This window comes from Roseovarius aestuariivivens (assembly GCF_004761875.1).
In the GTDB taxonomy this organism is placed as follows: Bacteria; Pseudomonadota; Alphaproteobacteria; order Rhodobacterales; family Rhodobacteraceae; genus Roseovarius; species Roseovarius aestuariivivens.
In genome coordinates this window covers 244588-264877 of record NZ_SJEY01000006.1, presented here as the reverse complement: position 1 = coordinate 264877, position 20290 = coordinate 244588, and the positions used below count along the sequence as shown (strand labels likewise).

The 20290-nt window shown below is 59.0% G+C and carries 19 protein-coding genes and 1 tRNA gene; 10 read left to right on the top strand and 10 right to left on the bottom strand.

All coding sequences use genetic code 11. The features are described 5' to 3' along the window. Positions 1-104 precede the first annotated feature (104 nt). Positions 105-308, top strand: a complete 204-nt coding sequence (locus tag EZV60_RS19560; RefSeq protein WP_425353566.1) for a transposase — start codon at positions 105-107, stop codon at positions 306-308. 151 nt (positions 309-459) lie between these two features. On the opposite strand, the gene EZV60_RS11960 is transcribed toward EZV60_RS19560, so the two are convergent. From EZV60_RS11960 to EZV60_RS11950, 3 genes are all read right to left on the bottom strand, one after another. Beyond that, on the bottom strand, positions 460-1998 hold the full coding sequence (locus tag EZV60_RS11960) for a Dyp-type peroxidase (protein ID WP_135505742.1): 1539 nt from the start codon (positions 1996-1998) through the stop codon (positions 460-462). A gap of 14 nt (positions 1999-2012) precedes the next feature. Beyond that, complete coding sequence (locus tag EZV60_RS11955; RefSeq protein ID WP_135505740.1) at positions 2013-3629, bottom strand: hypothetical protein; 1617 nt, start codon at positions 3627-3629, stop codon at positions 2013-2015. Between the two features lie 438 nt (positions 3630-4067). Then, positions 4068-4775 (bottom strand): IS6 family transposase, encoded by a 708-nt coding sequence (locus tag EZV60_RS11950; RefSeq protein WP_135505738.1) that lies wholly within the window; start codon positions 4773-4775, stop codon positions 4068-4070. A 325-nt stretch (positions 4776-5100) separates the two neighbouring features. On the opposite strand from EZV60_RS11950, the gene EZV60_RS11945 reads away from it, so the two are divergent. The 6 genes from EZV60_RS11945 to EZV60_RS11915 all read left to right on the top strand — a co-directional run bounded on the left by EZV60_RS11945 (position 5101) and on the right by EZV60_RS11915 (position 13021). After that, entirely contained in the window at positions 5101-5493 is a 393-nt protein-coding gene (locus tag EZV60_RS11945; RefSeq protein ID WP_135505736.1) for an ester cyclase, read from the top strand. A gap of 2123 nt (positions 5494-7616) precedes the next feature. Further along, positions 7617-8384: a hypothetical protein gene (locus EZV60_RS11940; protein WP_135505734.1), complete on the top strand. Its 768-nt coding sequence runs from the start codon at positions 7617-7619 to the stop codon at positions 8382-8384. Between the two features lie 208 nt (positions 8385-8592). Then, positions 8593-8823, top strand: coding sequence for a MerR family transcriptional regulator (locus tag EZV60_RS11935; RefSeq protein ID WP_167853518.1), 231 nt, complete (start codon positions 8593-8595; stop codon positions 8821-8823). A gap of 163 nt (positions 8824-8986) precedes the next feature. Further along, a complete protein-coding gene (locus tag EZV60_RS11930) occupies positions 8987-10684 on the top strand; it encodes a site-specific integrase (RefSeq protein WP_167853517.1) in 1698 nt (565 codons plus the stop codon). Between the two features lie 5 nt (positions 10685-10689). Continuing rightward, positions 10690-11766, top strand: a complete 1077-nt coding sequence (locus tag EZV60_RS11925; RefSeq protein WP_245306289.1) for a tyrosine-type recombinase/integrase — start codon at positions 10690-10692, stop codon at positions 11764-11766. Positions 11767-11965: 199 nt separating this feature from the next. After that, a complete protein-coding gene (locus EZV60_RS11915; RefSeq protein WP_135505726.1) occupies positions 11966-13021 on the top strand; it encodes a site-specific integrase in 1056 nt (351 codons plus the stop codon). 51 nt (positions 13022-13072) lie between these two features. Here EZV60_RS11915 and EZV60_RS11910 read toward each other — a convergent pair. The 4 genes from EZV60_RS11910 to EZV60_RS11895 form a co-directional block, all read right to left on the bottom strand. After that, positions 13073-13149: transfer RNA gene (locus EZV60_RS11910), tRNA-Arg, on the bottom strand. 81 nt (positions 13150-13230) lie between these two features. Next, positions 13231-14625, bottom strand: coding sequence for a sensor histidine kinase (locus tag EZV60_RS11905; RefSeq protein WP_135505724.1), 1395 nt, complete (start codon positions 14623-14625; stop codon positions 13231-13233). Positions 14626-14642: 17 nt separating this feature from the next. Beyond that, a complete protein-coding gene (locus EZV60_RS11900) occupies positions 14643-16061 on the bottom strand; it encodes a dihydrolipoyl dehydrogenase family protein (protein ID WP_135505723.1) in 1419 nt (472 codons plus the stop codon). A 2-nt stretch (positions 16062-16063) separates the two neighbouring features. Next, on the bottom strand, positions 16064-16795 hold the full coding sequence (locus EZV60_RS11895; protein ID WP_135505721.1) for a TVP38/TMEM64 family protein: 732 nt from the start codon (positions 16793-16795) through the stop codon (positions 16064-16066). A 306-nt stretch (positions 16796-17101) separates the two neighbouring features. Between EZV60_RS11895 and rpmH the strand changes: the two genes are divergently transcribed. Genes rpmH through yidD form a run of 3 tightly spaced genes read left to right on the top strand, consistent with a single transcriptional unit; the run spans position 17102 to position 17893 of the window. Next, positions 17102-17236: a 50S ribosomal protein L34 gene (gene rpmH / locus EZV60_RS11890; protein WP_012177012.1), complete on the top strand. Its 135-nt coding sequence runs from the start codon at positions 17102-17104 to the stop codon at positions 17234-17236. A 25-nt stretch (positions 17237-17261) separates the two neighbouring features. After that, positions 17262-17657, top strand: coding sequence for a ribonuclease P protein component (rnpA, locus tag EZV60_RS11885; RefSeq protein ID WP_135505719.1), 396 nt, complete (start codon positions 17262-17264; stop codon positions 17655-17657). Then, entirely contained in the window at positions 17654-17893 is a 240-nt protein-coding gene (gene yidD, locus EZV60_RS11880) for a membrane protein insertion efficiency factor YidD (RefSeq protein WP_135505717.1), read from the top strand. Before rnpA ends, yidD begins: the two co-directional genes overlap by 4 nt. Here yidD and EZV60_RS11875 read toward each other — a convergent pair. Genes EZV60_RS11875 through EZV60_RS11865 form a run of 3 tightly spaced genes read right to left on the bottom strand, consistent with a single transcriptional unit; the run spans position 17890 to position 20256 of the window. After that, positions 17890-18825, bottom strand: coding sequence for a cation diffusion facilitator family transporter (locus tag EZV60_RS11875; RefSeq protein ID WP_135505715.1), 936 nt, complete (start codon positions 18823-18825; stop codon positions 17890-17892). The genes yidD and EZV60_RS11875 overlap by 4 nt on opposite strands. 4 nt (positions 18826-18829) lie before the next feature. Beyond that, positions 18830-19783, bottom strand: a complete 954-nt coding sequence (speB, locus tag EZV60_RS11870) for an agmatinase (protein WP_135505713.1) — start codon at positions 19781-19783, stop codon at positions 18830-18832. A gap of 2 nt (positions 19784-19785) precedes the next feature. After that, complete coding sequence (locus tag EZV60_RS11865; protein WP_135505711.1) at positions 19786-20256, bottom strand: hypothetical protein; 471 nt, start codon at positions 20254-20256, stop codon at positions 19786-19788. Between the last annotated feature and the right edge of the window lie 34 nt (positions 20257-20290).

Genomic DNA, 20290 nt, shown 5'->3' with positions numbered 1-20290 from the left:
CGCGGCTGGTTCGAAAGTAGCGGAACGGGTTGGGCTTGCTCATTCAGGAAGGGTAGGGGGCGGTTGCCGAGGTCGCAAGCTCATCCCTCTGACACTGCCATCCCTTGCAGTCGGTGCCCGGAGTTGGCACGAACGTCGCTGCCACTCTCTTTGCCGAATTCCCTGGGATTGGCACAACCGTTCGACGAAAGACCGCAGCTCGCGTCGGCATTGCGCCGATTGCGCGGAATAGCGGCCTGCGTAACGGGAAACGGGTTATCGGAGGCGGAAGGGCGTCGATCAACCCGTCTCAAGCTGAGTGGCTCTGACAATGCCACATCTTGCACAACGGGCGGCAACCATAGAAGCGGGCGGTGAGCTCGGTCGCAAGCTCATCGCTCTGACACCTCCTCATCGCAAGTTCATCCCTCTGATACTGCCGCAGGGGCTGCTCTTACCGATCGAAAGTGTGTTCGTATTTCAAAGCGTTGCCAGGAATTTCAGTCCGGTCATACTCGGCAAAAAGAAATACTCCCCGCCAACGAGTTTAACGAAGGTCTGCACCTTGGCTCGATAACGCAACGGTTCTGCAGGGATGGTCATTTCACCATCCGGGCCAACCAGGGGGTCGGTTTCTTCATAGAGCGTCGAAAAATCCGAATTCATCAGCCAGGTCTGCTGCGTGAACTCGAACTGGCGTGTGATGTCCGTGTTCAGGCAGATGAATAGAAGTCCGCGTTCTTCCCCGTCATCGGTGCGCTTGTCCGCAATCTTTGATCCGTATTTCCGAGCGCGGCGCAGGATTCGATGATTGTTGGCCGAACTCAAAAGAGTTTCCTTCATGTCCTCCTTCGGCGCCAAACTGTCGCGCGGGTTTGACCGGCGCACATGGCTGCCTAGCGGGCAGCCGTCACCGTACCGGTCTGCGTCAAAGTAGCGAAACGCGTTCTCGATCTCCCCGTTCGGACCGTTCGGAATACGGCCATCGGGACGCAGCGCGCGGCCATCCATGCCTCGGCCGACAACCTTTTCGGCCACCCATTCTGCGGTAATCTCGTCCGCTTTCGAGTCCTGCGTGCGGAGCATCTCAGCCGCTTTCTCCATGCTCTGCCAGAACGCTGCGACATCCTGTTGGAGCTGCCGAACGACCATATAGCTTCCGTTGCGCCCAAGATCGCGGAACCCGAGCGCGTCAGAATGTGCCGGCAATGGATTGTCTGAACTGTCTCGCACCATGGGCCCGGGTGGAATTTCCTGGTGGCCGTTGATGTGCCCCAAAAGGATTTCTCCCAAACGAACACCGTGCACCGGATCAGCCGTATCAGCCGGTTTGCCCGCAACTTCGACAGCGCGCGTTTCATCGAATGGGATCGGCTGCGAGATGCCGTCTGCAAAGCCGAAATGCTCACGGCTGAAGTTTCGCCCCTCCTCGACATCCAGAGTCAGGGGCAAACTATGAACGATGCGGACATTCTTTTCAGACAGCAGCGCCTCGATCTCTGCCGTCTTGGTCTCAACGTCCGCACGACCTTGCGCGTAGAGCAGCACCATAGCGTGGATCGTCATCTTGGTTCTGACCGGCTCACCTGCCTGCTTGTCGCTGACCTTCGCCGATCTGTCTGCGTCGGCTGGCGCGGCGTGCTCTACATTGCCGCTCCACATCGGGCCGCCCTCGATCACGGTGTTCAGCCATTCGCTCTTGCGTCGATCGCCCAGGCGGCGCAGCCGGTCCTCCTGCATCATGCCTTCGCGAAAGGGCTTTGAAAACGTGGCGAGGTCCTCTTTGGTGAGGCCAAGATTGCGCAGACCACTCGCGGTGAAGGCAATCGAGGCTGCAAGGGGCAAAAGGTCTCCGCCGGTCTGAATGGCCGCGGTCGCCGGCAGCACGGTCTGCAGAGATTGCAGCCAACCGCCGCCCGAGCCGGGGTGGGTTTCGAGGAACAAGGCGATCCCGTGTTCAAGCCGCCCAAACCCCGAGGCAACGATAGCTTGCGTGTCCTGGGCGAGGTCTTTGCGCAATTTCCAGCTGCTCATCACAGATCCCTCGCCCAGTCTTTTGCCTCTTCAGCGGACAGCTTTGCCTTCCTCAAGCCCCTTGCGACACGAAAGTTTCTTTCAATCTGATCGACGGAGAGGTCAGGATAGGCACTGACCCAAAAACGAGACACCGTGCGCGACGCAAGGGCCCAGTTCTTGAATAGGCGCCCGTGGCTTGCGCCGTCGTAAATCAAGAAGCGTGTTGGCGGAAAGCCAACACCGCAGCCCCAGGCGAGCGTCAGGCCAACATGCGCCTTCTCGATGAAATCGTCGAGATAGGAGCCCCAGCTCTGATCGAAATTGCTGAAAAACAGCAGACGGCTGTGATTGTTCAGGAATGCCCAATGCGCGAAATGCACGGTGCGCATGCTGCCCAGATAGCCTTCCGTCGCCTTCACGCGCAGCAAGAGCCCCAACCCGCGATGGCCAAGCCGGGCAACCAACGTGCGCAGGACGCCTGGCCGAATATGCACAATCGAGCCCATATGGTTTTGCGAAATCCAATCTTCATGCCGCAGGATCTCGGCCACTTTCTCCGGGTCGATGGACGCCTTGTACTGCGAGCTGTCGCGAAGCTCTAGCGTGCGCAACCAGAGAACCAGCCCCGGCAGCACAACGAAGAGGCCGAGATTGCCCAGCATGATGATCCCCGTCACCTGCGGCACCCATGTCTGACCGGTGCCAAAAATGAAGCCGAGCCCCAGTTGGAGAAGCCATAGAACCGCAAAGACAATCGGATAGGAGAACACGAGAAACAGCGCCGGAATCTGCCGTGTAAGCGCGCTCATCAGCTTGAAATTGGTGGTGACCTCAGTGGTGGGCAGAGGTTCATGCATCCTGTAAAGCAGAACTGAAATCACAACGAAAAGGACGATCACAGCCGCAATGTAGATCCCCGTCGGAAGAAGGAGCGCGGCCAATATACCCGGTAAAGACAGAACGATCAGCACTGCGGCGGCGAAAGCCACAACACGCGCGATATCTAAAATACGCTCTTTTCGGGATATCCTTGGCTCCGGATCCTCATCGAGCCAAGGGTACGTCTCTAATAGTCGCTCTCGAAGGGCCTTGTGGATATCCTGCGCCGACAATCCGAAATAGGAATTGTCCTGTTTCTTGTCGAGTTCGGCGCGGACATCCCGGAACAGAGTGGCCTCAGCGAGGATCCGGTGCCTGCGAAGACCCCGATTGCCGTGGTGAAACACACTCGGCGGCTGGGTCATGGCCTGCAGATAAGGCGCGATCGGGGCCGTCAACCCATCTGCCGTGACGTCCCGATAGAGCTTGGCATTCCGATCAAGCGGTTCCTTGCAACAGCGTAGCATTTCTCGAAGCTCGGATCCTGCAAGCGCCTCAAGTTGCTTCCAGAATGGGCCTGGCGGCCCGTCGCAATTGATCTCAAGGATGAATATCGGATCGTACGCCGGATCCTCGAAGACGCTGATCGACATGAAGTGAAGTGTCGGGATGCCTTCGATCAGCCGGCCGAAGTTGACCGAGGACGGATCTTTGCCCGTGTCTTCGACTTGGCGAAAAGCATCGATAAGAGAGCTGAGCCGTTCTGCGCTTTCGGGTTTGACATCCAAAGGTACCGAAAGAGTTGTTTGTAACATAATGTCTCCTGTCCCTCGGAAAATGCCTCTTGCGCAAATCGATCGAACGAATTCTCCTAATGTCGTCTCTATCGGCGAGTTCAGTCAAGAAAAACAACCCTAAAGGTGCTCTGGCGGGGTATGGCGACCATACGGTTAGCAGGTGCTGCCAGTTCTTTCCAATTGCCGAGGCCGCCGGTGTCGAAGCCGAAACAACTTCCTAACCGCTCGAAAAAGGCAAACGAAGCACCGTACAACCGGACAACTATGGCATCAGGTGCTGGCAGACGAATTCGAACCAGTCTCAGCAAGGACAGAAGGGCTGCGCCATCAGCTCGTTGAGCCGTTCTTGCACCTCATAATTCCTCAATGGCTACGAACGACGACCGGCGGAAGCTCTCATTCAGGAGCTGTCAGACGGATTCGAACTCGTCTCAGCTTGGACAGTGAGCCTGCCCTTTATGCCGTGCAGAGATCGCTCCACTCAGCAAGAGCAGCGGTGCGGTTTCGCTTGGAATTTTGTCTGCTGTAGAGGCTGCGCTCCGAATTGAACAAGTTATGGACTGAAGAGTGGACGACGGCGAATTTCTGCAAACTTCGCATACGCCTGAAGCGAGACATGGCCCGCTCTCTTCGTCGGAAGGGCAGGTGTGAATTTTCTATCCTGTTGTTCAGCCAGCGCCCTGTGTGCTGCCGATCCGCATTTCCGATCTCCTTCATCGCGGCCCCGTAGGAGCGCAGTTGGTCGGTGACGATCTTTTCCGGCTGACCGTAGCGCTTCATCAATTTTCTGAGGAATTTCAATGCTGCTTTGCGATCTCGACGTTTGGTGACTAGGGCATCAAGAACTTCGCCTTCGTGATCAACGGCACGCCACATATAATGGGTCTCGCCGTTGATCTTCACGAAAACCTCGTCGAGGTGCCACCGGTAGTTCGAGTAACAATGCATCCGCTGGATCCTGGCCTTGCGGATCTCAGAGGCGAAAAGCGGGCCAAACTGCATCCACCAAAATCGGATAGACTCGCGGCTCACGTCTATGCCGCGCTCATGCAGGAGGTCATCGACATTGCGCAGCGACAGCGGAAACCTGACATACATCATCACCGCCAGGCGGATAACCTCGCGGCTGGTTCGGAAGTAGCGGAACGGGTTGGGCTTGCTCATTCAGGAAGGGTAGGGGCCGACCAAGACGGTTGCAAGATCATCCCACTGACACTGCCTGGGGTCGAAATCGACGACGCGTTAAGCATCGCCGAGAAGATCGACATTTGAGAGTTTGGCGGACGGCACCAGCCGTCCGTCATTTCAAACTGTTTGTCCGAACTTTCAGACACGAACGGCCGCTCCTTGGGGTAGCAGACCTTGCTCCATTTGTGTTCGATGACCGCTCTGCGGACCAAGCGGACCTTTTTGGCACACTGACGGTTGGCGGCTTATTGCCATGGTCACAGCACTAGCATTACCCTTTTGGAAAAGAGGGGAGACAGAAATGGGATACTCACTAAGCGAACTGGACGACCTCGCACGCCGTTACACCGACGCATGGAACTCAAAAGTGCCCGAGAACGTCGCAGCTTTTCATACGCCCAACAGCCGCATCGTTATCAATCGGGGAGAGCCTTCAGTCGGTCATGAGGGGCTAACGGCAATGGCAGCTGGCTTTCACGCTGATGTCCCCGATCTCAAGCTTACCTGTGATGGTATCCGCGGCGCGGGATCTCATGTCGTTTACATGTGGACCTTCACTGGACACCACGCTCAAACGGGCAACTCGCTCAATGTGCAGGGCTGGGAGGAATGGGAATTGAACGACGAGATGAAGGTCACGTCTTCCTTAGGGTGGTTCGACGGTGAGGAATACGATCGCCAGGTTGCAGGATGAACACTGGGCCTTTTTCCGGCATCCGAATCGTCGTGTATCGTATCGGGGCGGCGTCCGCTTTGACTTCGTAATGACCGCTTGCGCGAAGAACCGGACCTTTGTCTGAGTAGCGCCGACGTCCGAGTTGCGGACAGACCTGCCTGATGACGCAGCCAGATCAACCCAAGTGCGCCAAAGATTCGTCAGATTCGATCGGATTCTTTCCTGGAAAAACGTCTTCGCTCGCGAAGATTTACGGACGCGCGCACCATTAATGAAATCGAATCAGTCACTTGAAGTTGTTTCTCCATTGGAAAGAGACTGTGCGGGGTTTAAAGTCCCCCAACCCTAGATTAGTCATATTAATTGATCATAAGATACTCTAATCAGGCTCATATGAGGTAGCCGGCCTGAGCGTAACGAGTGTTCTGAGTTCCAGTGTGAAAGGCAACCTGAGTGTGAGTTTTGATTGATGTTACGCCGGGGCCATTCGCCAAGATTGGCCTCGGTTCATCGGAATGCCGGTTGGGTCGCGAGTGAGTAATGCTTTTATCAAGTGAAATGTTAAAAATGACGAAACCTAGGCCTTCCGAAATCGACCATGTCGACAGGACTTTTCCCCCACATCATGTCGTCAAAAAGCGTGAGATGCGCCAGATTGCTCTCCTGGTTGTCGGAGTTCTAAGCGTTCTAGTTGTGCTGATTTGAAAGGGTGGACAGTGGCGGAGTTAAGAACAAAACATGCCACTACCAGCAGATAAGCGAAAAGCCTTGTAGCGGTAAGGAAGCCCGTGAATGACGAAGCTGTTCCGCGCGCAGAAAGTGTCTTCTTGCTGAATTGTCTTGAAGACTGAACAAAGCTACGGCGCGGTACCGTGCGGTTCTCACTGTTTGCGCATACACCGGATTTGGTTGCGTGCTGGCTATCTTCTGACACTGTAAAGAGCCTTACAGCTTGAACGTCCGGATCAATCGACCTCAGCAAACTTACCCCGTGCCATTTTGATCTCGCAGTTGCCGAGTACGTTCCGTCTCGCATTGTGCGTTACCCCCCCCGGGATTATGCATTTAACAGAAGATTGTTGAGTGCAGACAATTGCCAGCAACCCATTTGGTCAAACACTAATACTGGGCACGCAGAATCATGATTCCAAGGGTACAAAAATATGGCCAAGTGAGGCGAAATTATGGCGCGTGTCACAAGTTCTTTCGAATTGTCTTTCGGCCCTCGCCGGATGCCTTCGGCATCATTTTTTAACGGATCATCACCGAGCATTCCTTGGCTGCATACTCTTCAAAAAAGAAGTCGAAGGTAGCCTCCGACAGAGAGATTAAGCATTCTGCAGTCTAGAACGGAGGGCGCCGAGAAGGACGGGCAAAAAAAACCGATTGCTCCTGAGCATATCCTAGCTGGGCGAACGGACGCTTTTCTTTCTTCGGCGCCGTTGAAAACGTTGGTCGGTCAAATTGCTGCACCTGCAAACTTTAACAACAGAGCACTTCCGGTACGGGCTCGTTTCGGTCATCTGAGTGTTTTCATCGGACGACCGGACAAGCGCGGCAAGCACCCTTCGTAGACGTAAATATCGACGTTTCCGCCATAAGCGACGGCTTCTACCGACATCGGACGTTCATCGAAATCAGGGCGGTGACAGATGTGCGGGACTTTGTAGCCGTCCATTTTACGGGCTTCGCTGACCTCATCTTGTAGCACTCACCTCTACGAAAATGTCATTGAAGGTGGGTTGCCCCCCCCTCTGTCCAGTTGCTTTCAGCCAAGCGGTTCGAGACGGGCGAACCGTCTTCACAGGTGTTCCACCAGTACTTCCCTTCCAGAACCGTGGTACATTTGACAACCGTATCTGTGACGCGGAGAATCGCTGCCAACAACCCTTTACCATTGCGGGCCACGACCCGGCTGCCATCTACCAGTCCCAGCGGAGCGGATCGGATTCAAACTTACACTACGCCGTAAAGATTTCCACATTTTGCGGTTCAGTCCCTTTGCTGGGCTACATTTGGCAGTTACCGTGGCACTGCATAATTCGCTTTTTCCGTGGGCGAATAATCCAACGGAATGGAATCTTTGGCTTAGTCGACCTGCTTTCCGCATGGCCTTTAGCGGTGTCCGCTGAGCACCTTCCATGAAGTCAACGGTGCACGAGATGGCATGGATTCATTTTGACGGTCATGCGCGCAGCAAGCTCTGGCCGATTGCAGATTACAAAGAGCGAGGCATCTTTACCGGAAAGCAGGTGGAGGACTTGGCTTCTCGGTTTGATCTATCCGTCGAGACCGCGTCCAAACTCTCCCTGTGGATTGGGAATACGCTGGATGTCGAAAGCCTCATGAACCTTGCCGAAGTTGTGCCGGAGAAAGCCATCGTCGAAGGCACACATGACCTGCGGCGGGCCCTTCGGCATGTCGCCGCGCAGCCCGAAACCTCCAATAATCGCAAGAAGCTAGAGAAGGTTCTGCTTGAGAGCAGTTCCTGCTTTGCAGGCTCGGAGAAGGATGCAGCTCGGCTAAACCACGCCCAGAAGCTGGCACGTGATCCTGAAACCGCGCTGGAGCAGTTGATTGCAGCAGCACGGGACCTCCTGGACAGACCTGGGTCAGTGGCACGTCTTTCTCCCTCTGACAAACGCCGATTGTACGACGGGCGTCGAGACCATGTCGTTCGGAGTTGTTGTTACGCCTGGCTGGATGCGGGGCGAGAGCTGACCTATACGACCCGCCCGGACTATCCAGCCGAGGCGCAAAGGGGCGGCCCGCTTTTTGAGTTCATTCACGCGGTGATGGGCTTTGTTCTGACGAAAGACCAACTGCCGTCTGATGAGACCATCCGGAAGGACATTGACCGGTTTCGGGACCTGATCGACCGTCGACCGGAACTGCTCGACGGTCGCTGACGCAGCAAGTCGATATTTTAATCCAATCAATACACTTGGTCATGATGGCCCGAGTTGCGCTTTGCATGTCCTGCGACATGTGGTGGCGAAGGTGGCCAATCGCAGCGGACTCAGCGGACTCATAAGGGTTCTCATCACACGCGATACATGACCAGCCACCTTCGCGCCGCCTGTCTGCTCAAAAGCTTGAGACAGGAGAGCGAAGCTTATGACCAAATCCCCAGTCCCCAAGATCAAGGACGTTGCACAGACGCCGCAGAAACCTATTCAGTATCTGACCGTGCGCGATGTCGCCATCGTGGATCAGGTCAGTGAGAAGACCGTTCGCCGCGCCATCGACGCGGGACTTCTGGACGTCGAACGCGTGGGCCCTGGGAAGCGCCTGATCCGCATCCATCCCGATGCGCACGCAGCCTATCGCCGGGGCGGGAAGGCGTAACCCATGACCTCAAATGTCCAATGGTGTCAGTATCTTAAAATCCTCTCGGGAAGACCCCAATCGCTAAACCGGGTCTGTTTTATGGGTAGGGTATTCCCGAATCATACCTCCCGACACCGCCCGTCCACCCATGTCTATTCCTGACCAGAATAAGGCCTTCCCGATGACCAATCTTTCCGCCAAAGACATGGATAGGATCTTCGTCGCACCTGATACGCCCAGCTTCGAGGATTTGATGGTACAGGTGAAGGCGGACACCACCCTGTCGAAGACGCGCTGCCGCGATCTCCTTTCCGGATTGCGTGGGGTTGCCAAGGCGCTCAAGCGCATGCCAGCACAGGTCCCCGCGGACCCTCGCTGGTTGCAACCCCGTCTTGCACGTATCGAACCTGCAGCCCTGAATCTTGCTCCGAAAACCTGGCAGAACACAGTCAGCAACGCCCATAATGCCATGGCGGCCTGCGGGATCGTAAGCAAGCGTCATCGCCGAGTCTCGGACCTCTCCGATGACTGGCATGCGCTCTGGGAAGACATCCGTGCTTCGAAGGATAAAAGCCTTCTGAGTTCGCTGCCGCGCTTCGTGCATTTCCTGAACCGTCTTGATGTGGCACCCGAAGAGGTCAGCGATGCGCATGCCGATCTCTATTTCGAAGCCGTCAGAGTCAATGAGATCAGCAAGAACCCCGAGAATGCCCATGTCGACGCCATCATGGGCTGGAACCGGGCTGTGGATCGCGTGGCGACCTGGCCGCGACAGCGTCTGACCCGCCCGTCCCGCGGCACACGGGTGATGCTTCCGGAGGGGGAGTATCCGCAGAGCTTTATTGAAGACCTGGACAGCTATCTTGCGGCACGGGTGGATCCCGATCCTCTTGGCGACGGACCGGACCTGCGCCGCCTGACCTCGTCCTCCGCGACGACTTATCGCTACATGCTTTTGCGCTTCACAAGCCATGTCGTTCAATCGGGTGTCCCGGCGAAAGAGATCATGTCTCTGGCGGACCTTCTTCAACCGGATCGCGTGAAGCTAGGATTGCTCAGCATGTGGGCCTCGAATGGTGAAGAGACCAGCCGCGTGATTGGCAAAACAGCTGGTCTTCTGCTCACCGTTGCGGGGCACCTTGATCTGCCCGAGGATACACGCGCTCAGCTTAAGCACTTCAGTGACAGGTTCCAGCTTCCCGACAACCGTTCCCTGACGCCCAAGAACCGCGAACGCCTCCGGGCACTCACGGTGCCGGAAACGCAAGCCCGTCTTCTGGCCTTGCCCGAGCAGATCATGGCCCGGCCTCTGGGCGTGCATCGTGTCCGTGCGCTTCGTGCACGCGAAGAGGCCATTGCAATCGCGATCCTGCTCTATTGCCCGCTCCGGATCAGCAACATCGCGTCCATAGAGATCGAGCGCCATCTGCAGCGCCCGGGGAATGGAACAGCCTATCTCGTGTTTCCCGCCCATGAAGTGAAGAACAACACGCCCATGGAGTTCGAGCTGCCCGCGTCTCTTGTCGAGATGATCGACACCCATCTCGCAACACGGTCTCCGGAGATCTGCAAAGCGGACTGTCCTTATCTCTTTCCGGCCATGCGCAAAGCGCATGCGAGTACCGGGAACTCTCTCTCCGAACGCCTCAAGAAGCGCGCACTGAAAGAAATCGGCGTTCCGATGAACGCGCACCTCTTTCGCCATTTCGCTGTCTACCAGCTGCTCAATGCCCATCCAGGTGCCTACGAGGTGGCACGTCAGTTGTTGGGGCATTCTGCTCTGAGCCACACGCTGAGCGTCTACAGGGGTCTGGAAACCGCCAGCGCCACCAAGGTTTTTGCTGAAGTGGTCGATGACCTGAAGAAGGGAACGTCGTGAGACAGATGCTTCCATTCCAGGACTGGCCTGCCGCTGATCGCACGGCCTTCCAGGCGCTTTTTGCAAAGGGCAGCCCGCTGGATGAGCGGGGGCCGCTCGCCCATTGGCGGGAGACCTCGCGTGTCTGCATGGGACGGCAATACGGGCGCTGGCTGGCATGGGTCTCCAAGCAGGACCCGAAAGCCCTTGTTCTCGATCCGGTAGATCGCGCAACGCCACAGCGCCTCAGAAACTGGTGTCTGTCGGAGTCGGACCTCGCTCCGGCTACCTTGCTCGGTCACGTTGGCACCGTGGTGCGCCTGTGCAAGTACCTGGCACCGGAAGCGAACTTTGGTCTGCACCAGCGGCTCCTGGCGCATCTGCATCACGCGAAGACCAAGCACGGCAGTCCGCGCAAGAGCGGGCGCATTTATTCCAGCGAAGTGCTTCTGGACGTTGGTCAGAGACTTTTGCAGGAGAACGCCCGTCCTGATCCCGACCTGCAGTCGGCGGTAAAAATCCGGGATGGGGCCATAATCTGCTTGCTGGCCTTGATGCCCATGCGGCGGCGAGCCCTGTCGGAATTGGCGCTTGGCACCTCTCTGCGCGTCACCAGCACGAATATGGAAGTCTGGCTCGATGCGTCGATGACCAAAACCGGCCAGCCCTGGGACGCGGTGGTGCCCGACGCCGCGCGTGCGGCCTTGCAGGTCTACCTCGAGTGCGCAAGGCCTTTACTCGAGGCCCGGGGGTCTGGTCCCCAAACTGCTCTCTGGTTGGGCCGTTCGGGGCACCCAATGCACGTGAACCACTTCACGCGGATCCTGTGCAAACGCACCGAGGCGTATCTTGGCACGGCCGTCTCTCCTCATCTGTTCCGCGATGCCGCGGCCACAACCCTGGCCCGCGCCGCGTCCGGAGCAGCCCGCATGATCCCGCCGATTCTGGGGCACTCCACAACCCGCACCGCTGAGCAGCATTACATTCAAGCTGACACGATTGCTGCAGGCCGCAAGCTAGCTGAAGCTCTTGATGCGCTCAAAGAGGCTCCGGTGCCGAAGGCGGGCTCGCGTCAGCGCAAGCCGAAACGCGGGGGGACTTGATGCCTGTCGCGCGTGACTTTCCACCCCGGCTCATGCCCGCTCCCCAGGCAGCGCATTACCTCGGCGTCTCGGAAACAACCTTACGCAGCCTTGGACTGCCCCGCCGGATGCTGGGTGCCAAACGCGTTTATGATCGAGCCGATCTCGACCGTTTTGCTGACGGTTTGCCCTACGACAGCACCCCACAGGAGGAAAACACATGCGACGCCCTGTTCGCCTGAAGCACCTCAACCGCTCGGGCCATTGGCCAAGTGGCAATCCCCGCCTTTACTTCCGCCCAAAGGGCAAGAAGGGTGTGCCGCTGCCCGACCTTCCTGCGGATCACCCGACGTTCATCGCGGAATACGCAAAGCTTTACGAGGCGCACGAACAGCGCCGCATGCCGCCGACGGTGCGGCACAGGACCGGAACAATCGGGGCGGCGTGCCGGCACTATCTGGCCTCTGATGCCTATCGCGGGCTTGCCCCCACCACACGCGCTGTCTGGCGCCGTCAGGTCGAAAAGATCGAGGCTCTATATGGCATCGCCATGCTTGCGGATCTGCGCCCGGTTCATATCCGCAAGGATCTTGCAAATCTCGAACCGCACCCTGCCAACACCCGCCGTAAGGTTTGGCGATCCCTCGGCGCCTATTGGCTCGAGTTCGGCTTTGTCGAAGAAGACCCGACCACGGGTGTCAAGGCGCGTAAGACGCCCATGACAACCGGTCACAAGGCCTGGTCGCGCGCAGACTTCAAAACCTTCCGCGAGTACTGGCCCATCGAGTCTCCCCAACGTCTGGCGTTTGAGCTCATGTACCGGACCTGCGCAAGTATAGGCGACGCCTGCCGCATGGGGCCCGCGATGATCAAGGATGGATGGCTGAGCTATCAGCGCGGCAAAAGCGGTAGCGTAGCCGTGGTGCCAATGACCGGGGGTCCGCTCTGGTATGAGCCTGATGACTGTCTCGAACAGTGTCTCGCGGTACAAGAGCGACACATGACTTTTATCGTCACCAGCCGTGGCGCAGCACGATCCGGGAAGGCCGCAGCGCAATGGTTCTCCCGTGCATGTGCCAAGGCGGGTCTTACTGGACTCACCGCTCACGGTATCCGCAAGGGACGTGCCGCTGTCTTCAAGGAAAACGGAGCCACAAAGGAACAGCGCATGGCCATTTTGGGTCATGAAACCGAAGCCCAGGCCGACAATTACAGCAAAAGCGCCGACCTCAGACGGGTCATAACAGGAACAAAAGTTCCAACTTCAAAAGGCTGAAGGTCCAACTTGGGGGGCGTTGCACGCGAAATCAAACGATTGCCTTCAAGGTGGCGGACCGAGGAGGATTCGAACCCCCGACCCCCTGATTCGTAGTCAGGTACTCTATCCAGCTGAGCTATCGGTCCGTGCCGGCAGGGGTTAGACGCAAGCGCCCGGCATTGCAAGAGGGGCTGCCGGCGTTTGACGGATTTTCCCGTGTCGGCAAATCACTCGGTGCTGATTTCGCCGCGCGGCAAGGTGATGAAAAAGACCGTGCCGGTCGCATCCGAGCTTTCCAATGTCAGTACGCCACCGTGCCCGCGCACCAGTTCGGCAGCGATCACGAGGCCAAGGCCCGTGCCCCCCTTGGTCACACCCCCTTGAAACGGCTGAAAGAGATGTTCTTTTGCCTTGGGAGGAAGGCCCGGGCCGGTATCGGCGATTGTGATGATCCAGGTGTCGATGGTTTCGCTGGCCGAGATCGAGATTTCGCCGCTCTTGCCGCTATTGACGATGGCTTGCCGCGCGTTGCGAACCAGATTGGCGATCACACGGAAAAGCTGTTCGGCGTCGGCCCGGATGGTGAGCGTCGCGGGCACGTCCTCGGCAAAGCTGACATCTGCGTCGCCCACCGCCAGCCGTTCGCTTTCGATGACGTCGGCGACGATATCGATCAACTGAAACTGGCCCAGCCGCGGAGCGGGTTCTTCGGCTTTGCCGTAAGCCAGCGTTGCTTCGCAAAGATGCACGGCGCGGGTGATCGAGCCCACCAGCTTGGGCGCCATGCGTTTGACCTTGGGGTCGTCGGACAGTTCCAGCCGGTCGGTAAAAAGCTGTGCCGAGGTGAGGATGTTGCGTAAATCGTGGCTGACCTTGGCGACCGCACCGCCCAGATTCGCGAGCCGCTCGCGCTGTCTGAGCGCCGAGGTCAGCTGTGTCTGCAGCGTTTGCAGCGCCTCTTCAGCCTCTCGCAGCTCGGTGGTGGAGGATGACGGCGTGATGATTCGGCGCGCGTCCTCGGGGGCTTCTGCATAGGCCTGCATGGCGCGCACCGAACGGCGGATCGGTTTTACAAGAACCCCCCGCACTGCAAGGAACAGAAGGCCAGCCGTCAGGATCGAAATGACCGCGGAGAGCCAAAGAATACGCAAGCCATAGTCGATCATCGCGTCACGCAGATCGCGGGACTCCAGCGTTATCTCGATCAAGAGCCCGCCCATCTGCGACGGCTCGCCGATCACCCGGATCATCTGCGGGCTGGGGTCCGTCAGGGTACTCAGTGCGTCGGAAATCAGGCTGACCGGCGTGGCGTTGCGCAGATCGAAGGTTTCGGCGATGGCCGAGGGCATGGGTGAGGACAGCATGAGCTGACGCGCCTCATTCCGTCGTAACACCACGTTGAAGACGCCCGCGTTCATGAGCAGTTCTTCCTGCAGTTCGGGCGAGATTTCATCATTGGCGAGAAGGGCAAGAGATGCGATCTGCGCCCGCTCGAGCCGATTCATCAGGAAATCTTCGCGAAAGCGGGCGATGGATGGCACGAAAATGAGCACTTCGGCCAGCATCACGAAAACGACCGTCAGGATCAGAAACCGTCCCGAAAGTGATCGCAGATACCGCATTTCCGCCTTTCACGTCTTCAGGGCAGCCAGCGCTGCACCCAACCCACGACACGCTTGACCCACGGGTTTTCAAAAAGTCTTGGCGTGAAATACGCCCCCGAGACGCGTTTGGAAAGCTCCGACAGCGTTGGATAGGGCGCGATCATCGCGGAAACCTGGCTCATCTTCAGATTGTTGACGATGGCCAGCGACCAGAGAGCAATCTGCTCTCCGGCCTGGGCACCGACGATGGACGCGCCCACGGGCCGGCCTTTGACCACCATCACCTTGATCAGGCCTGTGGTCTTACGCGTGGCGATGGCGCGGTCGTTCTCGGCGTAACTGAAGCGCGCCACCTCGAGAGTGTCGCCGTGTTTCTTGCGCGCTTCGGTCTCGGTCAGCCCGACTTGAGCCAGTTCCGGCTGGGTATAGGTGGCCCAGGGAATATGCGCGGTGCTGGCTTTCGCCGGCAGGGCGAAAAGCGCCGAGCGCAGGATCACGGACGCATGATAGCTGGCCACATGCGTGAATTGCAGACCGCCCGCCACATCCCCGATGGCGTAGACGCGGGGATTGCTCGTTTTCAGGCTGTCCTCGGTTTGGATACCGCTTTTGGTCGTCTTGATCCCGGCGGCCTCGAGATTGAGGCGTTCGGTGTTGGCGCGGCGCCCCACGGCCACAAGAAGGTGGCTGCCTGTGAAGCTGCGTCCGTCCTCGACCTTGACCGTGATTTCGCCGGCCTTGCCGCTGATCTCTTGGGCCAGCGCGTCCTCGGCGATGTCGACACCTTCCTCGCGCAAGCGCTCCAGCACGATGGAGGCGAGTTCGGGATCGTCCTTGCCAAGCGCCTTGGCGCCTTCGATCACGGTCACTTTCGAGCCGAGCCGCACATGTGCCTGCGCCATTTCCATGCCGATGGGACCGCCGCCGATGACGAGCAGGTGATCGGGCTTTTCACGCAGGTTCCAGAGAGTTTCGTTGGTGAGGTAAGGTATCTTGTCCAAACCCGGAATGGGCGGCACCAGCGGCGAGGATCCCGTGGCGATGACCGTGCGGCGCGGTCGGATGACAGTGTCGCCCGCCTGCACTTCGCGATCGGAAATGAAGTATCCCTCTTCGCGGATCACGGTCACGCCAAGGTCTTCAAACCGTTCCTGACTGTCATGCGGAGCGATCGTACCGATTACGTCGGCAACGTGGTCCTTGGCGGCGGCGTAATCGGGCCGTGGTTTCTGGTTGGCTATGCCATACGGGGCCGCATGGGCCTGTGTGTGGGCCACATCGGCGCTCGCGATGAGAGCCTTGGACGGGACACAGCCGTAATTCAGGCAATCGCCACCCATTTTGTGTTTTTCCAGCAGCACGACGGAGGCCCCCATTTGCACCGCACCGGCAGCGACGGAAAGGCCGCCTGAGCCGGCGCCGATGACCAGGAGGTCGGGGGTCAGCGTGGTCATGGTCAGGGTTCCTTTTTACCGCGGACGGCCTTGATGACCATCGGCAGGGCGGCCAGCACGCAGAGGCCGAGGATGGGTCCGATCACCTCGGGCGCCCAGAGGAGCGACAGATCCGGCCGCTCGCCACGGTCGAAAACCTCGCCGAGACCCGTGCCGATCGATGTGTAGACCAGCGCGCCGGGAATAATGCCGATCACCGTCGTCCATACGAAATTCGCAAACCGCACGCCGACCAGCGCCGGCAACAGATTGGCGACGAAGAACGGCACCACCGGCACGAGACGCATGAGAAGAAGCACGCTGACCTCGTTTTCCAGAAGGCCGTGCCGGAAGTTTCGCAAGGTGCCCTCCGACGCCTCCATGCGGGCGGCCAGAGTGCGGCCAAGACCCCAGCGCGCGGCGAGGAAAATCGTCATCGCGCCCAACGACGCCGCCAGAACGTTGAACCCGGTGCCAAGCGTCAGCCCGAAGAGGAAACCACCCGTGACGGAGGCCACGGCCGCGCCGGGCAGGGAAAAGGCCACGATCACGAAATAAAGGCCGATGAACCCGGCGGCCATCAGCCAGTAGTGGCTGTCCCGAAACGCCAGAAGAGCCTCGCGGTTCTTCGCAAGGGTGTCGAAGGACAGGTAGTCACCAAGCGTGAAGTAGCCGACCACCGCGGCGGTCAGGATGATTGCCAGCGGCGCATGGCGCAGAAGCGGATTGCGGGACGGGCGTTCGGCGTGGTCCATGGCGTCGGGCTTTCTCTTTATCGCGTTTCTCCCTACATGCGTCAGAACCCGATCCTGCACCATGCCTCTCACGCGGGGGTGATGAAGGGTGAAGCGTGCCCCCTGATTAATTGCACCCGGGACCGCTATTGTTACAGCTTGTGACAGACCACGGCCTCAGGCTGGCGAAATTTGTTGCAAAAGCCAAGGCCATGGTTTGACTTCGCGCTGCGCCATCCCTATAGAGCAGGCTTCAAGAGACATGCCAGCCCGGCCGCGATTCCACCATTGTGACGGATCGGGCACGACAAACCGGAGAGCGGAGCGATGAAACGCACCTTTCAACCCTCGAACCTGGTCCGCAAGCGGCGCCACGGTTTCCGCGCGCGCATGGCCACCAAGGCCGGCCGCAAGATCCTGAACGCGCGTCGCGCCCGTGGCCGCAAGTCGCTGAGCGCGTAAGCGCGGCGTACCGGGACAAACGGACATGACACCGCCGGAGGCCCCTGCAGCACCAGCAGGAGAAAAGCCCCCGGCGGTTTCCGTTTGTCTGCAGGTAATCAAAACCCGGCGCGATTTTCTGGCTGCGGCCCGTGCGCGGCGGCAGGCGACGGCGGGCATGATGGTGCAGGCCCGCAAGCGCGGTGACGGGACGGACACGATGCGGGTCGGGTTCACCTGCTCCAAAAAGGTCGGTAACGCCGTGGCGCGCAATCGTGCCAAGCGACGTTTGCGTGAGGTCGCACGGCTGGTTTTGCCCCGATACGGACGTCCCGGGTGGGATTATGTGTTGATCGGTCGATCCGAGGCGACTGCGGCGCGCGAGTTCCAGGCGTTGCAGCAGGATCTAGTTTACGCCCTGAAGAAGGTGCACGCGCAGTGACGCCGCTTGCATGGTGTCTGGCACTTCCGGTGCGCGCCTATCGGCTTATTTTCAGCCCGTGGGTCGGATTCAACTGCCGGTACGAGCCAACCTGTAGCCGGTACGCTCTGGATGCCTTGCAAAAGCATGGGGGTCTCAAGGGCGGCTGGCTTGCGGCAAGGCGGATCGCGCGGTGTCACCCTTGGGGCAGGTCGGGTTATGATCCCGTGCCGGAACCGGGCGTCAACGAGGACTAGGCGACTTCCTCACCGTCTTGGGCGTCGTGGCCGATTGTGCTGTCCTGCGCTTTGGGTTGCGTTGCGCGCTCCAGTTCGAGCGTGCTGTGGGTGATGCCGAATTCCTGTAACAGCTTGTCCCGAAGCGCGTTTTTGATTTCTTCGGCCTTTGCCCAGTCCATCTTTGCCACGACGATATGCGCTTCGAATGCTGCTTCATGTTCCTGCATCTGCCAGAGATGCACATGGTGAATGCGTTCGATCTCGGGCACTCCGGAAAGCCGATCGACGACCTCGTGCGGGTCAAGGTCTGGAGGTGTCCCAAGCATCAGCATGCGCACAACGCCACCAATCTCGGAGAGCGACATCCATAGAATGTATCCTGCGATGAGCAGCGTGACCGCCGGGTCGATCAGGCGCCAGTCGAAGAGCAGTATGAGCGTGCCCGCAACGATCACCGCGACCGAGCCGAGCGCATCTGCCAGATTGTGCAGGAAGGCCGCGCGGATATTGGCGCTTTTTTTCGACATGGCAAAGGTCAGAAGGGCGGTTGCGGCATCCACGGCCAGTGCGACCCCGGCGATGATCACCACCAGCCAGCCATCGACCAGCTGTGGATCCAGGGCGCGCATCACCGCTTCGGTGACGAGATAGAGGCCCAGCACGATCAGCGTTGTGTAGTTGATCAGCGCCGCCACCATTTCGGCCCGGCCATATCCGAATGTCATCGCTGAATCGGCGGGTTTGCGGGCGATGCGCCGCGCGCCGAAGGCGATGATGAGCGACACCGCGTCCGAGGCATTGTGCAGGGCATCGGCAATGAGTGCGAGGCTACCGGACAGGAGGCCTCCGATCACCTGCGCCACCGTCAGGCCCAGATTTACCGTAATCGCGAGGAAAAGCCGCCCGTCGCCTTGATCGGCCTCGTGGTGGTGGCGATGCCCGTGTCCCAAAAGGTTAGCGACCGCGCGCGTGGAAAATGAAGCCGAGCGTGTTCAGCAAGAGTTGCGCGGCGAGAATCGATGTGGATCCGGTCGGGTCGTAATCCGGCGCGACCTCGACAAGGTCGATGCCCACCACCTCGTGCCGCTGCGACACAAGCTGCAGAATTTCGAGGATTTCGTAATAGAGAAATCCGCCATGGCTGGGTGTGCCGGTGCCGGGTGCGATCGAGGGGCAGAAGGCGTCGATGTCTATGGTGATGTACACGCGGGCCCCGGCGGGAAGCCTACGGGCCGTCGCTTGCGACCCGAGGCTGCGAACCTGTCGCACCGAAAGGATGTCCGAACCGCGCGCGCGGGCGTCCTTGTATCCTTCTTTGGCGGTAGAGCTGACATTGCGGATGCCAAGCTGCGTGAGGCCTGTGACATAGGGCTTTTCGGCGGCGCGGCGCATCGGGTTGCCGTGCCCATAGCGGACGCCGTGACGTTCATCGACGAAATCGAGATGTGCGTCGATTTGCAGGATGTGAATGTCACCCTGATCCTCGAATGCGTTGATGCAGGGGATATTGACTGAATGATCGCCGCCAATGACCACGGGAAGGGCTTCGGCCTTGAGGATTGCCCGCACACCGGTCTCAATATTGGCGTGTGAGGCGCGCGTGTCGGTGTGCACGATATCGGCGTCGCCGATATCCACGATCCGCACCGAGCCGGGAAGATACGTGACATCGTCTTCGTGGTCATACGCGCCGGCATGTCCGAAGGAAAAAAGCGTCGAGGCCTCGCGGACGCCACGCGGGCCGAAGCGCGCCCCAGCGCGCCACTGCGTCCCGGCGTCGAAAGGCGCGCCCAGGATCGCTACGTCGGCCTCGATGGCCGTCCAGTCGCTTATGTAGGGCCGCTTGGCGAAGGTCGAGATGCCGACGAAAGGCAGATCGAGGCGTCCTGTTTCGTAGCCGTGACTCATGGCTATTCCTCTTTGACCCAGGCCCGCAGAGTGTGTTCTTGCGTGATGGGACGGGCGCAGAATGTCTCCTTGGTATCGGCACGGTAAAGACAGTCGTCCTCGGCGACCGATGCTTCTGCGCCGTCGAGTGCCGGTGCGGTGCCGAACTGCATGCGCACTACCGTCCGGCTGGGGACGTAGGCGGTTACACTGTCGTTTGAGCGATCCGTCTGGCAAGCCGTTTCGTAGACAAGCGTGCCGGCGCGGGTCAAACTGCAATACGACACACCGGCGGCGCAATCTGTCGCCTGCGGGCCGCATGATCGCAGCTTGTCCAAGCAGGCGCTGTCATCGTCACATGCCGCGTCAGCAAGGGCCGCGGGCCAGCCGGATGCAAACCAACCGGTCGGCACGCTGTCATCGGCCGCGACGCATGGACCGGCACAGAGGGCCATCAGCAAAGGCAGGCGGAACTGAAGCATTAAATCGGTCACCCTTATCGCTGTCTTTGCCTGAGCCTACCTCAAA

Bases quoted from the DNA above. Each gene is read 5' to 3' on its own strand.
- EZV60_RS11900 (WP_135505723.1), bottom strand. From the start codon at position 16,061: ATGACCACGCTGACCCCCGACCTCCTGGTCATCGGCGCCGGCTCAGGC.
- EZV60_RS11940 (WP_135505734.1), top strand. From the start codon at position 7,617: ATGAAGTCAACGGTGCACGAGATGGCATGGATTCATTTTGACGGTCAT.
- EZV60_RS11915 (WP_135505726.1), top strand. From the start codon at position 11,966: ATGCGACGCCCTGTTCGCCTGAAGCACCTCAACCGCTCGGGCCATTGG.
- EZV60_RS11895 (WP_135505721.1), bottom strand. From the start codon at position 16,795: ATGGACCACGCCGAACGCCCGTCCCGCAATCCGCTTCTGCGCCATGCG.
- rpmH (WP_012177012.1), top strand. From the start codon at position 17,102: ATGAAACGCACCTTTCAACCCTCGAACCTGGTCCGCAAGCGGCGCCAC.
- EZV60_RS11945 (WP_135505736.1), top strand. From the start codon at position 5,101: ATGGGATACTCACTAAGCGAACTGGACGACCTCGCACGCCGTTACACC.
- EZV60_RS11930 (WP_167853517.1), top strand. From the start codon at position 8,987: ATGACCAATCTTTCCGCCAAAGACATGGATAGGATCTTCGTCGCACCT.
- EZV60_RS11955 (WP_135505740.1), bottom strand. From the start codon at position 3,629: ATGTTACAAACAACTCTTTCGGTACCTTTGGATGTCAAACCCGAAAGC.
- EZV60_RS11905 (WP_135505724.1), bottom strand. From the start codon at position 14,625: ATGCGGTATCTGCGATCACTTTCGGGACGGTTTCTGATCCTGACGGTC.
- speB (WP_135505713.1), bottom strand. From the start codon at position 19,783: ATGAGTCACGGCTACGAAACAGGACGCCTCGATCTGCCTTTCGTCGGC.
- rnpA (WP_135505719.1), top strand. From the start codon at position 17,262: ATGACACCGCCGGAGGCCCCTGCAGCACCAGCAGGAGAAAAGCCCCCG.
- EZV60_RS11950 (WP_135505738.1), bottom strand. From the start codon at position 4,775: ATGAGCAAGCCCAACCCGTTCCGCTACTTCCGAACCAGCCGCGAGGTT.
- EZV60_RS11925 (WP_245306289.1), top strand. From the start codon at position 10,690: ATGCTTCCATTCCAGGACTGGCCTGCCGCTGATCGCACGGCCTTCCAG.
- EZV60_RS11935 (WP_167853518.1), top strand. From the start codon at position 8,593: ATGACCAAATCCCCAGTCCCCAAGATCAAGGACGTTGCACAGACGCCG.